Raw genomic sequence first — 16,784 nt, 5'->3', positions numbered from 1 at the left:
TTTATGAGACCTCTAAGAATTCTACATATTATATTGTATACTATAGTCATTTGTTTTTTTTCAGAAACAGCTTTGGGACAAAAGATTTATAATTTAGATGGTACGAGCATTGCAGTAGGTACGCCTGTTAATGTATGCCCTAATGTAGATTATACCCTTAATTTTTCTCGAACCTCAGGGTCTGCCAATCCTATGTTTTTTCAGGCAACTGGTACCAATAGTGGGAATGTGCAATTTAATGGTTCAGCAGGAACAACGGCTACTTGTCTAGCTTCTCCTGGTAATCTAACGATTCGGTTTGTAGGAACAGGTTCAAGCTATACAGCTACGATTACAGTAAGGAATGATGCTAGCGGAAATTGTACAGGATCAGGAGGAACAGAAACCTTAACGTTTAGTGTACAGACTGGTGCTATAAACAGCTTACCTGCAACTTATAATGCTTGTTATGGAAGCCCATTAGAACTAGCGAATACTTGTGCTGGTGACTGTGGTGCAGCTACCTTTGCTTGGACTCAGAATGGGGCATCTGTAGGAGGAAATACGGAGGATCATACAATGGGAATTAGTACAATTAATGGTATTGGAGTAGGAAATACGGCTACCATGCAGGTTACGAGTAGTGTTTCTTATGCTAGTGGAGCATTGGTTTGTACCAGTGTTGCATCAACAGATGTTACGGTTCGAGATATTCCTAGTTTATCTGCAATGACTTTTGGGGCAGCAACACATCCCAATCCATATACTGCTGCAACAAATGGTGAAATTTGCATCAATGGAGATCAGGCGATCAGCATAACTTGTACAGGAGATTGTCCTACGGTAACACCTTCCGTTACGGGAACTTATGAATGGTTTATTCGAGAAAGTTCGGTGAGCGGGTTACCTATTGTCGCCAATGGTACAACTATCCTTAGTGCAGGTTCTCATAGTGCAACTGCGAATGGCTCGGACGGAGAAACTATTGTTCCAGCTACTATTGGTACAGTAGGGGTAGCTCCTGGGTTGTATGATATTGTGGTGGTGGCAACCAATGATTATGGTTGTAGTTCAACGTTTGAACAGGAGGATGATTTTACAGTCAATGATATACCTGCTGTAGAAATTTATCACAACAAAGGGGACGCAACTTGGAATATTGCATCCATGTCTTCTGTGGATGTTGCTATTGCAGATGCAATTTGTACAGGGGTTAATCTTGAATTTGAAGTGAATGGTTGTGCGGATTCAGATTATATCACTACTAATATGTCACAGAACAGTTCTGGAGCGGTTTCGAACCCGAATGCTGCGACTAATTATACAACTCCATGTTTGACCAACACCAATGGATCTTATTTTAGAACGGTTACTTGGACGGCATTAGGAGAAGATGGTGTGACACCTATTCCTATTGATGGTACCACAACTGCTACTACGCTAAGTATTCCTACAGATGATGCTTCTAATCGAGTTTCATCTTCTGCCTCTTGGTTGGGAGTTGTTGCACCAATTAATCGATCGAATTATTCGGTAACGGTAGAAGGTTATAATGGATGTACCAACTCAGATGACATAATCATTAGAGTTGAGGAACCTGTGATTTCTTTTGAAATAGATGGCACTCCTGTTGCCGCTCATGTTGATGTAACGGCTTGTTATGGTTCAACGCCCCAAATTTTAGCCGTTTGTGATTTGTGTCAAGGCACTACATCGGCAACTTGGGCAGCAACACAAGGATCTAACACTATACAAACAGGAACAGATACATTAAATCCAATGACCGTGAATCCTGTTGTGGCTAGTGCTTCTACCAGTTGGTTTGAAGTAACGGTTACAGGAGAGAGAGGATGTACCAATTCGCAAACGCTTGATGATGCACATATTGTTGCTGTAGCAGGACCCGTTGTTTCGGTAAGCAATCAAGCCTTGATTTGTTCGTCGGGTAATTTAGAACTAACAGATGCAGGTTTTTCAAATTCGAGTTCTTATGCAGTATATACTTCCGACCCCAATATTGGAAACCCTGCCGCAGTCTACAACTGTGCCGCAGGGTCTTGTAGCAATCCGATTTTAGTACCTAATCCTACCGATGGGACTACTTACTGGCTGGAGGCGACCAATGGTAGTTGTGCGGATGATGATAACACAGGAGCAATTAATGTAGAACCGAGTCCATCTATTAGTATTAAGTCAGACCCTAGTCCGCCCTGTAACAATAGAATTAATTATTATCATATCAATGGCTCATCATCCTATAATTATGTTTGGACAATTGATACACCAAATGCTGCCTCTACGACTGCCCAACCTAATCCTTTAGGACAAGGAATTATATCGTCTGGTTTCTTTTTTGGAACATCTATTTATTATCAACTTAACAATGGAATTTCTGCCCAGACAGGCGTAGAATTGGGCGTTACGGCTACCGCATCAAATGGCTGTACCGCAACCTTAGATTTTCCACCGTTTGATATTTTGGATTGTACGGATCCCGTGATGCGAAAATCTAAAAATGGACAGCCTCCTAATGGCTTGTTGACCTATGATTATATTTGTGAAGGAGAAAGCATAGAGATGGAGGCGTTTTTTGCTACGACTCCTCCTTATACTGCTTTGTATGCTTGGAGTACAGGAGAAACAACGGCTGATATTAGTGTCTTGTCTTATCCAGGCTCCCCAGATACAATTACTAGATCTGTTACCATTTATAAAGATTTAGGTGGTGGAAATACCGATTCTATTACCACTTTAACGACTACTACTATTGTATCGAGAGGTAATGTAAATTTTTACCCAACAGGGGATAATGACCCGCTTGTTGTCGATACTTCTATTTGTATTAATGGGGGAATTATTGCGAGAGCCAATTGTCCTACTTGTGTGGGGAATTTAGCGTATGAATGGGATCTTGGGGCAGCAATTACTGCAACGAATGGAAGCGATTGGCAGACACATACCGTAAACCCTAGCACAACAACAACGTTTGATCTTTTATTAACAGTAAGCCATGGGGAGGATTGCGAAGAAGATTTTGTTCGAACAATAGATGTCAATCCTTTGCCAGGGCCAATATTAAGGGATGTTGATGGAAATACGCTGGCAGGGACTAAATACCTTTGTGATGGAGAAATAGATACTATCTATGTGGAATGTGGAACTTGCTCGACCTATAGGTGGAACACCTCAGCCAATACCGATACTATTTTTATAACCAATCAAGGAGGCTATTATGCCGAAGTGGTCGATGGAAATAGCTGTACCAATATATCCAATATTGCGGTTTATATTGAATCAATAGATGGGTTAAATTCTCCTGTCGTTGCAAATCCCACACAAGTTTGTTCTGGCAGAGATGTGGTCTTAGAAGTTGCTCCCTGTGTAGGATGTAGTTATACTTGGTTTAATACAGCCCCTTTGCCTAATGGAACGCCATTAGTAACTACTCAAACTCATACCACTACCGTGAATGGAGATTATTTTGCAGTAGTAGAGAATCAACATGGTTGTTTGTATAAAACAAACCAAATTAATGTAAATTCGACAACCTTAACCATTCCGACGATTTCAGGAACTACAGATTCTATTTGTACAGGGCAATCCACCACACTTTCTACAGGATCGTTATCAAATGTGTCTTACCAATGGTACCTCAATGGTACTGTTATCAGTGGAGCGATTGATTCTGTTTATACGACTACTGTTGCAGGTACATACACGGTACAGGTTGTTTATCCAAATGGGTGTATAGAAGAATCGCCTAGTTTTTTAGTTAGTTCATTGACTTTTACTCCTAATATCGTTGCCGCCGATACCGTAGTTTGTTCAGGGGCTACAGTAGATTTGACAACCGATTTATACGCAGGCTGGCAATATCAATGGTATCGAAATGGTATTTTAATTCCAGGAGCTATCGGCTCTGCTTACTCTGCCGACTCAGCAGGATCTTATTATGTAGAAGTGACCAATTATCATTTATGTGTAGAACAGACTACGGCATTAGATATTATTTCGCCTTCTTTGAGCAAGCCACATGCTACAACCAATACACCTTCTATTTGCCCTAATGAATATGGTGTATTGTCTGTATCCTTGTGCTCAGAGTGTTCTTATCAATGGTTTGAGTTTGATGGAACCACTTCTACAGCAATAACCAATGTAGATCCTACTAATTATCGAGATAGTGTATTGGCTGTAAGTACTAGTTCCTATTATGCAGAAGTGTCAAAGGATGGTTGCTCTGAATTGTCTGATACAATTTCAATTGTGGTTAATTCTGTTTTCACTCCTGCAATTACCTCATCTTCCTCCGTTGTTTGTGATGGAAGAGATGCCTTGTTGATTACAACAGGTTGTATAGGATGTTCTTATTCTTGGCTAATAAATGGAAGCCCTGTACTAGGCGCTTTAAATGATACTTTTCATCTTGTAGATAATATCAATGATATAGGAGATTACCAAATAGCAGTAGACTATCCTAATGGTTGTGCTGACACTTCAGCAATATTAACCATTAGTGATGGTTCTTATAGTGTATTATTAGAAATAGATACGACAGGGGGAGTTCCTCTTGATTCAGTAATTTGTAATGGAGTAGGAGAAACCTTATTGGCAACCCCTTCTATTACCAATTTACCAGGTACTTATTATCATACTTTATTCTTGAATAATAGTCCTGCTACAGGACAATCAGGTGTAGCATCTAGTGGCGCCTCCCATACCTTCCCTGGGAATGACGCAGGAGTCTATACAGTGGAGGTAACGAATCCTTTAAACTGTAGAGCTATCTCTAATTTGTTGCCACTTAGGGCGGTGGATATATTGCCTGTGTTGACAGCTAGGGCTACTGCCGATCCTACTTCTGTAGGAGCGTCAGCTATTTGTACTGATAGTGGTACTGTATTTATGGAAGTAACGGTTCCTAATTGTGTTACTTGTACGTATGATTGGCGAAGAGGTAGTGCCTCAATAGGAAATACCACGACTACTTATACTACCCCCGAAGGGGCAGGAGGAACAGGTTTATATATTGTTAATGTAACAGAGGATGGCTGTCTAGCTTCTTCCAACGTTGTCGGTATTGCAAATTCAATAGGAACATTAAATGCTGCCGCCAATACGACAGATACAAGTATTTGTAATGGTCAATCTGTTACGTTAGAGCATGCAGCTTCATTAGGGAGTCCATCTGCCAATTGCATTGGTTGTTCATTTAGATGGCTACGAAATACAAATCCTATTAATGGCGCAAGTAATTTCCAATATGTTACGAGTACTCCAGGGATTTATAACTTAGAAGTAACAACTTCTAATGGTTGTGTGGACACTTCAACTATCATTAACATTCGCCAAGTAGATCCACCTAGCGGAATGATGCTAAATTTTGATACTTTAGTTATGATTGGCACTCAATTGGCAACAGGAACTCCGCTGGCTTCAAATGGTGATCCTATTGATATGAATAATTGGATATTCCCAAGTAGTGCACGGAATGATTCTTTGGGAGCAAATGCATCTAGTTATTTTGGAAGTGCACCTTATAATGGAGCGCTACCTGTAAATGCGGGATTAGCAGGAACCGATAGTGTTTGGTTTCAACCCAATGACACCTTAGCGGGTTATCATTTAATTACCTATTATTATGATACCTTGGGTTGTATTTTTACAGTAGATGATATTTTGGAGGTATTGCCCCCCGCAGCAATAACGGTAACAAATTCTAACCCTCTTTCTGTGCCGTATGAAGCTTGTGTTGGCGATGATTTAACCATTACAACAGTCAATTTAGATTACTCTATAGATCAAGTTTACGCCTTTGACAGTGACGATAATTATGTCATTCTGCCTTTGAATACAGTAACTACAGATCCCGATACATTTGGTACGAATATTAGATGGAACACGACGATAAATTTAACAGTGCCTGGTATTGCTAATGCATCTTACCTCATGTTAGTGAATTCTACAACAAATGATACGACGTTTACACCATTTGTTTTAATTCACAATACCGACTTGAGTTTTACAGGTTTGCCTAATATGCTTTGTTCTAATGGAGCAGGAATCACTTTATTTGGTAATCCATCGGGCGGTTCATTCTATGTAACTACAGCAGGTGTGCCTAATGGTACAATCCCTAATGTAGTCGTTGGGGATACCTTATATCCTACTTTATTAAACCAAGCAGCTTATACGAATGGAAACCAATGGGTAGATGTATATTATAGCTACATAGAAACGTACACGAATGGAAATCAATGCCCCTCTAACGATACCGTTTCTATCCGAAAAGAAGTAAAAGATGTTCGATTAACGGATGTAACTTTTAATACAATTTCTGTGTCTCAAACGGAGGAATTACTAACCAACTTAGTGCATCAGGTAGTACCTTATCAAGCGAGACCCAATAAGCAACCGCTGTATACCAGTAGTTTTAGTGGTAGTTTTACCAATCCAGCGGGAAGCCCTACGTCTTTCTTGCCTGCTGATGCAGGAGTAGGACCACACCCTTTGACCTATTCTATTCAAAGTGGAGATTGTATTAACTCTATAGAAGATACGATTACTGTTGTGCCAGCACCTACTCCTATTGCAATTCCCGATACAATTTGTCGAAATTTTGGAACAGTAGGTTTTGGTAGAGATGGCGCATTCCCTTATCCTATTCCTAGTCCTAGTATTTTGTATCCGAATGTTACAACTACTTACACGGATCAGTTGCATGTTATGAATGTTACAGGGGCAGGTGTTGTTACGGGAAATACAAATGCTGGATCTGAAACGTTTTCTTATAATCCAACAGCAGTAACTGGTAATTATGATACGTTAGTGATTGAATATGGATTTTATAGAAATGAAGATACCCTAAATAATGTAGGAGTAGGGGTAGGTTTTGATACCTTAGAGTATGTTATTGCTAGAATAGTACAACCTATTTATATCGAAGACTTATCTCCTGTTAATATTGTAGATACCATTGTTTCTTCTTTTTATTGTCAAGAGAATGTACTGCATTTGTTAGCTGGTAATCCATCTAACAATACATTTGGTGGAGGTTTATTTATGTTATATGGAGGGACTAATCAGTATCAATTTGGAGATACCTTATCCAATAATGTAATTAATCCTTATGCTGTTAATAATCTTGAAAATGCGACAACTACCTATGATTTAGTTTATATCTTGAATGGTGCCGCTTGTCGCAATTCAGACACCATGAGCATTACGATTTCCAAAGGGCTCAATCCTACTTTTGCAACAGCAAATGGTTTAGACGAATTTTGTGATACAGATCAAGATGTAGCTATTACGCATAATGTTTTGGCTCCAGATACCGCTATTTTAAAAATTGGGGGAATTCCTCAACCTTCTTATGTATTTTCTCCAGGGCCATTGAATCCAGGAATACACGTTGTCGAATTGCAAATGATAGATACCTTTGGCTGTTCTGCCTCGGCTTTAGATACCTTTACAATTCATGCTTTGCCGAGTTTGTCCGTATCGCCAGGATTGAATAATCAATATTGTGCCAACGATCCAGTGGTAGATTTTGTTGTATCGCCATCACCAGGCTGCCCATCGTATGCTGCTCCTGGACATAGTGTATTAGATGAAAATTTTGCAGGAGGAATACCTCCAAGTTGGAATAGTACAAATGTATTTGCAGGAAAGACATGGGTAGGAACAACTTCTCTTGCTCAAGGAGGACCTACGGACGGAGCTGCCTTTATTGATACGAGTCAAGTTTTAAATGATTCGTGGTTAATTTCTAAATCGATAGATTTAGTTGCTGGGCATAGGTATCGATTAACCTACATGGCTCGTGCAGGAGCATTAGATTCCACCTGCTCTGGTTTCTGTGATGCAGGTTTGGTTGTTAATATTGGATCGGCTGCTACGGCTCCAATGGGCACGCAATTAGATATTCAAACTGCTATTAGCAATGATTTAACTTATGTTCGTTATGTGGTAGAACATTATCATGATCCAGCACTTGGCTTTACAACAGGACAATATTATTTAGGATTCCGTAGTGTGACTCCTGCTTTGGGGCGTTCACTAAGGTTGGATAATGTTAGAATGAGAGATATGACAATAGGAAGCTGCTCTCTAGATGGAATTGGTTATGTGAGCGGTTCAGGAGTACACAATGAAGTCGATTCTGCTTATCAATTTAATCCATTGGCAGGCGATCCAGGAAACATAGAAGTGAAATACGTTTATACTGATATTAGAGGTTGCCAAGATAGCCTTGTTTATCCTATTACTTTAGATACGACTCCTGTTGTTAGTTTTACTAACCTAGATGCATTCTATTGTGAAAATGAGCCTACAGTAATGCTTACTGGCTCTCCTTTGGGAGGAACCTTTACGAGTTCAATGGGAACTAACCTCATTCATGTTCCGTTTTATGCTCCATTGGATACGGCATTTTTTCCTGTAAACTATCAAACCAATACCTCAGGAGTAGACATTGTATCTTATATGTATACGGATGCCAACGGCTGTTCAAATACTAGCATGGATACTGTGATAGTGGTAGGAATGCCAGATAGCAATGCCATTAATGCAGCTGCTCTAGATCCGCAAGGAAATGGTCATTGTGCTTACGATACGCTAGCAACACTTGATGTAGTGGCGATTTCAGGAGCCTTAATTACAAATGGTACCTTCTCAGGAGCTGGTGTTCGAAATGGCGCAGGAGGAGTTGGAGTTGCTACTTTTCATCCTGATTCTGCGGTGTTAGATATGGGACACACAGGAGATGTTACGATTACCTATACTTATATGGTGCCGCCATTTTCTTATGGTTGTGTCGATACAACAAGACTAGTCACAAGAGTACATGCTGCTCCTGATTTATCCTTTGTAAATTTGCCAGATAGTCTTTGTTTAAATCGAGATTCATTTCAAGTACAGGTACAGAATAATGTAGTAACAGGGTCAATGGGACAAATTAGTTATACAACCGTTTTGGGAGCTCAATCAGGGACTTTTACTGAGACGAGTTCAAATGGGACGCCATTGCCAAACTTTATTTATCTATTTGATACCTTATATCCTTATCTAGCAACAGGGCACGATCAAGTGGATATAAGTTATACTTATATTGCTAATTCTACCTTTGGAGATTGTTATAGTACAATCAATGATAGCATCCGAATCGATTCTATCCCTGTCGCATATTTCCAGAATTTGCAACCTTCTTATTGTGAAAATGATGCCATGAGCATTTTCTTAGCATTCCCTCCATACAATCTTGGGTCTGGCTATTTGCAGATTGATACGAATCAAATTGATAGTAGTTTTTATTGGATTGATCCTAGTCTAATGGTTGGGGCAGGGCCTTCTACGGCTGTTTATCCTACTTATTATACCTATACAGATTCTCGAGGGTGTACGGGAGAAGTATTTGATACTTTTGAAGTTCGTCCTTATCCTAGAATCACATTTAGTCCAAACTATCAAGATACTTTCTGTCGTCAAGTAGGGCTTTATGATTTAAGGCAGGCATTAGTAGGTCCGTTAGGAGGTTATTTTACCGATAATTTAGCTTTAACAAGCATCCAAGATAGTTTTTATCTTAATCTGAATTCACTAGCTGGACCGAGACTAGTTACTTATCATTATGTTGATCCAGTTACGCAATGTCAGAATCAAGATTCGATCTGGATTTATTTATTTAGTGGTCCTGAACTTGATTTTAATATTTATGGAGGCTGTGCTCAAATGGATATTACTTTTGATGGTTCTGCGAGTAATTTAGTAGCAGGAATTGATTCTATTACTAGAATTTGGTGGGATTTTGAAGGAAATGGTACGATTACTAATTCACATTTAGATACCTCAGAAATTACAATTCCTGATACTACTTATCAGTACACTACAAATGGAACGTATAATGTAACCATGTATGTTCAAAATCAAGGTAGCTGTGTCGATAGTATCACTAAACCGCTCATTATATCTCCTTATTATGATTTAGCAACGGATTATTTTGAAGATTTTAATGCTGGACCAGGAGATTGGTATGAAGATCAACCCATTAATGTAACCCCTAGTCAGGTGTGGACACATGAAAACAGTTTAAGCAGTTCACAGATTAACCATTCCAATGGTTTTTGGGTGACCATGGCCGCCGATACGTTATATCAAAAAAATCAGCAAGCTTGGGTTTATAGTCCTTGTTTTGATTTTAGCAGTTCTAAGCGCCCAATGATTGCTTTTGATTTGTGGAGAGATGCATTGGACGGAATAGATGGTCTTGTAATGGAGTTTTATAATAATACCACCAACAAATGGGAATTGGTAGGAGATGTAGGAGAGGGAATCAACTGGTATCAAGCAAACTTTGTATTGGCTAAACCAGGTGCTCAAGATACTTTGTTAAACAAAGGTTGGACAGGTCGTAGTTATGGCTTTGAAAGTGCCCGTCTACGATTGGATCAATTTAAGCGACAACGAGACATTCGTTTCCGTTTGGCTTTTGCTACGGCAATACCGACCGTAATTGATAGTACTTCTGGTAATGGATATGAAGGAATGGCGTTTGATAATGTTTGGATTGGTGAACGTACTCGTAATGTATTGGTAGAACATTTCAACAATATAGAATATACGAATGTACTTGGCGATAGTTCTGATGTAATTGACCAAGGAGTTTACAACAAAATCTTTAATACCAATTATGGTTTGGATGTTGTTCTTATCCAGTATCAGATAGATGATGGATTGATGGTTAATGATCCTATCTTTGCTACCAATACAAGTGATTTGGGAGCTCGTAAAGGTTATTATTCGGCTGCTCCTAACAAGGTCTTTATTGATGGTCGTACCATTGATTCAGGTCAATCAGATAGCTTAAATGTATGGGATTTGGATTATGACATGCTCCAGTTTCCTGATTTTAGCATAGATATAGATACGGTAATTACAATTGTTGGGCAAGAATTAACGGTAGAGGCTAAAGTAGAAGCTTTAGTAGACAAAGACTCCGCAGATTATCTTATTCATGCAGTTGTTATTCAGGATAGCTTTACTTATGCTAATCCAAACCATCCTTGGTTTAATATGTTAAGTGTTGCTCGTAAGATGTTACCTGATAATGGAGGAACACATGAAAATCATGAATGGCTAGCAGGGGATACAGTACGCATTATAGAAAGTTGGGACTTCTCTAATCAACTTGGACAGGCTTATTTTAATGAAACGCAGTTAGAAGTAGTCGTCTTCATTCAGAATAATGACACAGAGGAAATTTACCAAGTTGCAACGACACAAGATTTGAATAGATATACTGGAACAAAGAAGATCGAAGATGAAATTGCCACCGAAATCTTTAACTTAAATGTCTATCCAAATCCATCTAGTCACTTCTTTAATGTCGAATTTGATAAAGCATTAGAAGGTGAATATACTTGGCGTTTGATTGATGTTACAGGTCGTGTAATGGACATCGGAATTGCAGAGCGTGGAACACGTAAGTTTGCGATTGATGCCGAACGTTTGGTGGATGGTGCTTATTTCTTTGTGATTCATAGCGAAGACAACAAGACTTATGCACAACGTAAGTTGATTGTCATCAAATAATAATTGTTCATTGTTGAACAAAAATAAGGTTAAGGCTAGGCTGAGTTTTCAGTCTAGCTTTTTTTTATGGTAGGCAATAGCAAAAAATAAGGATAGTAGGAATATAATAGCGCTACCTTCTATTAAACCAGCAATTTGGTATTTATAAATCAAAAAACTAACCAGCAAATTCATTAGCCCTCCCAAAAGTAGAAGCGAGAATGAAAATTTACCAAATTGGTTCGCTCCGATGGCTACCCAAAGAATCATGTAGGGAACAATCATAAATAAAATTCTATCGTACAAATACGGCCAAACGAAGGGAAGACTTAACCAACTAAAAATGATTGTCAACAAAAATGAAGTAAGGATAAAATTAAATGATTTGGAATAAAAACTGCTTCGAATTCCAATAAAAAACAGCAACCAATAGTTGTCTAAGGTATGATAACTTTGAGCAATTAAGCCTTTCCAGCTAAATGGTGGAGGATCGTTTTGCCCAAAAGTGATCCATTGAAAAATTGACTCTTGCCAGAAATAGTAGATTAGCCAATTGCCCAATCCAAAAGTTGTCAGGAAACTTCCTCCAATGATAAGGTAACCAATTAGTTTTTGTTTGAGAGCGAAATTGGGTGTTAATAGAAGCAGAAAAAAGGTAAATATACCAATCATGATAGCTGATTCTTTGATAAAAAAACCACTACCAATAAAAAGCCCTAACCCAATGAACGATCGATAAGAGATCTTAGGAGCATTGACAATTTGTAGGCTCATCCAAGTGCCAATAATCAACCAACACCAGCCTAGCCCATCGGTCAACACTGCTAGTCCATACACGGCAAGAGGTTGACAGAGCGTATAGGCAAGCATCCCAAAATAAGCAAGTTTGGACTGCCCCAATATCTGCTCCAATATTTTATATAAAAAAAGAGCACTAAGCCAATAGGCTATTAGTTGTTGCAATAAAAAAGCGTAGGAAATAGGAATTGCACAAATAGAATATAAAAAAGTTGGCAACAGTAAACTAAGTGGTTTGCTGAGGCGAAAAAGCCGATCGGTTGTGGTCGTTTCTTGTAAGAGCAGCTCAACGGCATTTACAAAGCTAGGGCTGTCTGTTTGGTAAGCCATAAAATGAAACAAGCATATCGAAAATATGCTTGTTCCCATTAAGGTTAAAAATATAAGCGTCTGTCTTTTTTCGAACAAAGGAATTGACGATTCTAGTTCAGTAAATTTTTAATTTGAGGAAAGCCTCCTTCGTCTATTTCTCCATTACAAGATAATGAATCTCTGACATTGTTAAATAGATGACTGGCATAGTCACTAAGAGAAAGAGCACGAGGGAACTGTTGGCACCATTTTATATTTTGAATATTATTTTTCATAAACAAATTGGAATAAGCTTGAACATCGTAACCCAATTCGCAAGCTATATTTTCGGCTTCTCTATCCAAGATTTCTACAATATCTGTAGAATAGGGATCGTCTTCTAGCGTAGCAATGATCGCATGAATATCGGTACTAGAAGAGCTTGTATTGATGGTGGCTCCCAATGCCAAATCTAATAAGAAGTTGGTTGAAAACTGCGATTGTAATTTTTGAATATCGTATCGTTTTTTCGAGCAGGTCATCAAATGGGTTAGAATGGGAACTAACTGAGCTTCATAATCTAGCTTTTTTAAAAAATCTTTGTAGAGATAAATATAACCTCCAGGCACAACAAAGGCACCTGTATTCCCCGTATGTTCTAGAATTCGTAAGGTTGGGCTATTGATTGCTGCATCTGTAGCATTGTTGAGTAGTGTAAAGTTGTCAGAACCATCTATTTGTCGGCAAAGTTGATTTATATAATTGTAAACTGTTGTATGGTCGGTTGGTTCTAAATATTTTTTGTCTGAACAAGTATCTAAATAAGCCAATAAGGCATTGTCAATTGCTTTTCCTATTGCAGCATCATCTTCGGGAGTAACATCATTTTGGGGAGTATCGTTTTTGGAGATACAACTCTGTACCATAAAAAGAACAAAAATAGCTAGATTAAACAAATAAAAGTTACGAGTATAAAAAAAGTTCATATTTACGAATTGAGTCAATAGTTGTATTATAAATCTAATAATGTATAAATTGTATATTGGCTAAAAAATATAAGTCGTACAATTCATATATCATTCTGTACAGAATCTTTAAAAACAATTAGAATAATTGGGAGTTTATCTCTATCATTGTGATATAAAAGGGGAGTAGGGCAAATATAACATTTTATTGATATTGTGCAAAAACATCAAAAAATATACCATCTAAGACATATTATAGCGATAGTAGTCGTTAAAAAGGTATACTTTAACACTTTGCAAATTTGATTTGGAATTAAAAATGGAAAATTCTCAGGAATTTATACAAATTTTTGGTGCGAAAGAGCACAATCTTCAGAATATAGATTTGCGTATACCACGCAACCAAATGGTTGTGATCACAGGGGTAAGCGGAAGTGGCAAGTCATCCTTGGCTTTTGACACTATCTATGCTGAAGGGCAGCGTCGATATATGGAAACCTTTTCTGCTTATGCAAGGCAGTTTATTGGTGATATGGAACGACCTGATGTAGAGAAAATTACAGGCTTGAGTCCTGTAATTGCAATAGAACAAAAGACAACCAGCAAAAACCCTCGATCTACTGTTGGAACTGTTACCGAAATTTATGACTTTTTGCGTTTGCTTTTTGCACGGGCAGGAGATGCCTATTCGTACAATACAGGGCAAAAAATGGTGCGTTATACAGAGGAGGAAATTGCGAATCATATCTTTGAAAACTTTGAAGGAAAAAAGGGGATGATTTTGGCTCCCTTGGTTCGTGCGAGGAAGGGACACTATAGAGAGCTTTTTGATCAAATGCGCAAACAAGGCTTTTCTAAAATGCGTATTGATGGCTTTATTATTGATTTGTCGCCTGGAATGCAGGTTGATCGATACAAAGTACACGATATTGAACTGGTCGTAGACCGTATTGTAATCGAAGAGGATCGAAAGGATCGCTTTGGTGCTTCTTTGCAGACAGCCTTGCGTTTGGGCAATGGTTTTATGATGTTTATGGACTATGAAACAGAGGAAGTGTTTCAATATAGTAAACATTTGATGTGTGCCGAAACAGGTTTGTCATACGAAGAACCTTCTCCTAATAGCTTTTCTTTTAACTCGCCTTATGGGGCTTGCCCAAATTGTAAGGGGTTAGGGGTTGTACATGAAGTTGAATACAAACGGATTATTCCTGACGACTCAAAAACGATCAATCAAATTGGAATCTTGCCATTGGGAGAGGTGCGCAATAATATGACTTTTAAGCAGCTGCGTGCAATTGCCAAAAAGTACGACTTTACTTTTTCGACTCCAATTTCAGAATTGACCGAGGAAGCTTTGCATGTGATTTTGCATGGAGGCGATAATACATTTGAAGCTCGAAAATTTGGCAAAGAAGAGTTTTCGCATAATCTAGCCAAGGAGGGATTGATTCACATGCTTAAACGGTATTACAAAGAATCTACTTCCGAGAAAATTCGCCGCTGGGCAGAAGAATTTATGGTGGTGGCAGATTGCTCAGAATGTAATGGGACTCGTCTCAAAAAGCAAGCCTTATTTTTTAAAATAGCAGGAAAAAATATTGCTGATTTAGCGCAGATGGACATCCAAAATTTGTACAATTGGGTTGGAGAGGTTGTCGATGAATTGTCGGGGCGACAATTGGCAATTGCAAAAGACATCCTTAAGGAATTGCGTTTGAGATTAGGTTTTTTATTAGATGTTGGGCTTGACTATTTGAGTTTGAATCGTCCTGCTCGAACGCTTTCGGGGGGAGAATCTCAGCGTATTCGTTTGGCTACACAAATAGGTTCTCAACTGACTGGGATTACCTATATTTTGGATGAACCTAGTATTGGTTTGCATCAGAGAGATAATGAGCAACTAATTAAGGCTTTGCGTGACTTAACAGATATTGGCAACACTGTATTAGTGGTAGAGCACGACAAAGATATTATGATGGCTGCGGATTATTTGATTGACTTAGGACCATTGGCTGGAAAGTTAGGGGGAGAGGTTGTTGCAGCAGGAAAACCAGAAGAGTTTTTGACTAAGGATAGCATTACAGCTACCTATCTGAATAATAGCCAAAAAATAGAAGTCCCTCAAGAACGCAGAAAAGGAACAGGAGAGCATATTGTTTTAAAGGGAGCAACAGGGAACAACTTAAAATCTGTTGATCTGAAGATTCCATTGGGGCAATTTGTTTGTATTACAGGCGTTTCTGGGAGTGGCAAATCTACACTTATTAATGAGACCTTATATCCCATTTTGAGACAGCACTTCTATAATAGTCTTAAGAAGCCGATGCCTTATAAAAGCATTAAAGGAATTGAGCATGTGGATAAGGTGATTGAAATTGATCAAGCTCCTATTGGTCGAACACCACGTTCTAATCCTGCTACTTATATTGGAGTATTTGACAATATTCGAAAGCTATTTTCTAGCACTCCTGAATCGAAAATTAGAGGTTACAAACCTGGTCGTTTCTCTTTTAATGTAAAAGGCGGTCGTTGTGAAGTTTGTGGAGGGTCTGGTAGACGGGTAATTGAAATGCAATTTTTGCCCAATGTAGAGGTTGAATGTGAGAACTGTAGCGGTAAGCGTTATAATAGAGAAACGCTAGAGATTTTGTACGGTGGTGAATCCATCAATGATATTTTGGATATGACGGTAGATGAAGCCACTACCTTTTTTGAAAAGGTTCCTCGTATCCATCAATACATAAGCACTTTGCAAATGGTTGGTTTGGGCTACATTACGTTAGGACAATCCGCTACTACTTTGTCGGGTGGAGAGGCACAACGTATCAAATTGGCAAAAGAATTGGCTAAAAAGGATACTGGAAATACCTTGTACATTTTGGATGAACCAACAACTGGTTTGCACTTTTCTGACATTAAGTTATTGTTGGGGGTATTGGAGGAACTGGTTGATCGTGGCAATACAATTGTTGTAATTGAACACAATATGGATGTGATCAAAATGGCAGATTATATTATTGATATTGGTCCTGAAGGAGGAAAACGAGGAGGAACGGTTGTCGTTGAAGGAACTCCAGAGGTTGTTGCTGCGCATCCTACAAGTCATACAGGACGTTTCTTAAAGTTAGAATTATAAAATAAATCAATAAAATATATTTTTTAAAGTCATCTTAAGTAGTA

General features: G+C 38.6%; 4 protein-coding genes. 2 read left to right on the top strand and 2 right to left on the bottom strand.

Annotation, left to right across the window (positions count from 1 at the left end; genetic code table 11):
- Positions 1–3 precede the first annotated feature (3 nt).
- Entirely contained in the window at positions 4–11,568 is an 11,565-nt protein-coding gene (locus AsAng_RS15315) for a T9SS type A sorting domain-containing protein (protein WP_264787968.1), read from the top strand.
- A gap of 48 nt (positions 11,569–11,616) precedes the next feature.
- Here the strand turns inward: AsAng_RS15315 and AsAng_RS15310 are convergent, their stop codons facing one another.
- On the bottom strand, positions 11,617–12,714 hold the full coding sequence (locus tag AsAng_RS15310; RefSeq protein ID WP_264787967.1) for a hypothetical protein: 1,098 nt from the start codon (positions 12,712–12,714) through the stop codon (positions 11,617–11,619).
- A 53-nt stretch (positions 12,715–12,767) separates the two neighbouring features.
- Positions 12,768–13,622 (bottom strand): M48 family metalloprotease, encoded by an 855-nt coding sequence (locus AsAng_RS15305; protein ID WP_264787966.1) that lies wholly within the window; start codon positions 13,620–13,622, stop codon positions 12,768–12,770.
- Between the two features lie 298 nt (positions 13,623–13,920).
- On the opposite strand from AsAng_RS15305, the gene uvrA reads away from it, so the two are divergent.
- On the top strand, positions 13,921–16,740 hold the full coding sequence (uvrA, locus tag AsAng_RS15300; protein ID WP_264787965.1) for an excinuclease ABC subunit UvrA: 2,820 nt from the start codon (positions 13,921–13,923) through the stop codon (positions 16,738–16,740).
- The last annotated feature ends 44 nt before the right edge of the window (positions 16,741–16,784 follow it).

The organism is Aureispira anguillae, from assembly GCF_026000115.1.
In the GTDB taxonomy this organism is placed as follows: Bacteria; Bacteroidota; Bacteroidia; order Chitinophagales; family Saprospiraceae; genus Aureispira; species Aureispira anguillae.
This window is presented reverse-complemented; position numbering and strand designations above follow the sequence as displayed.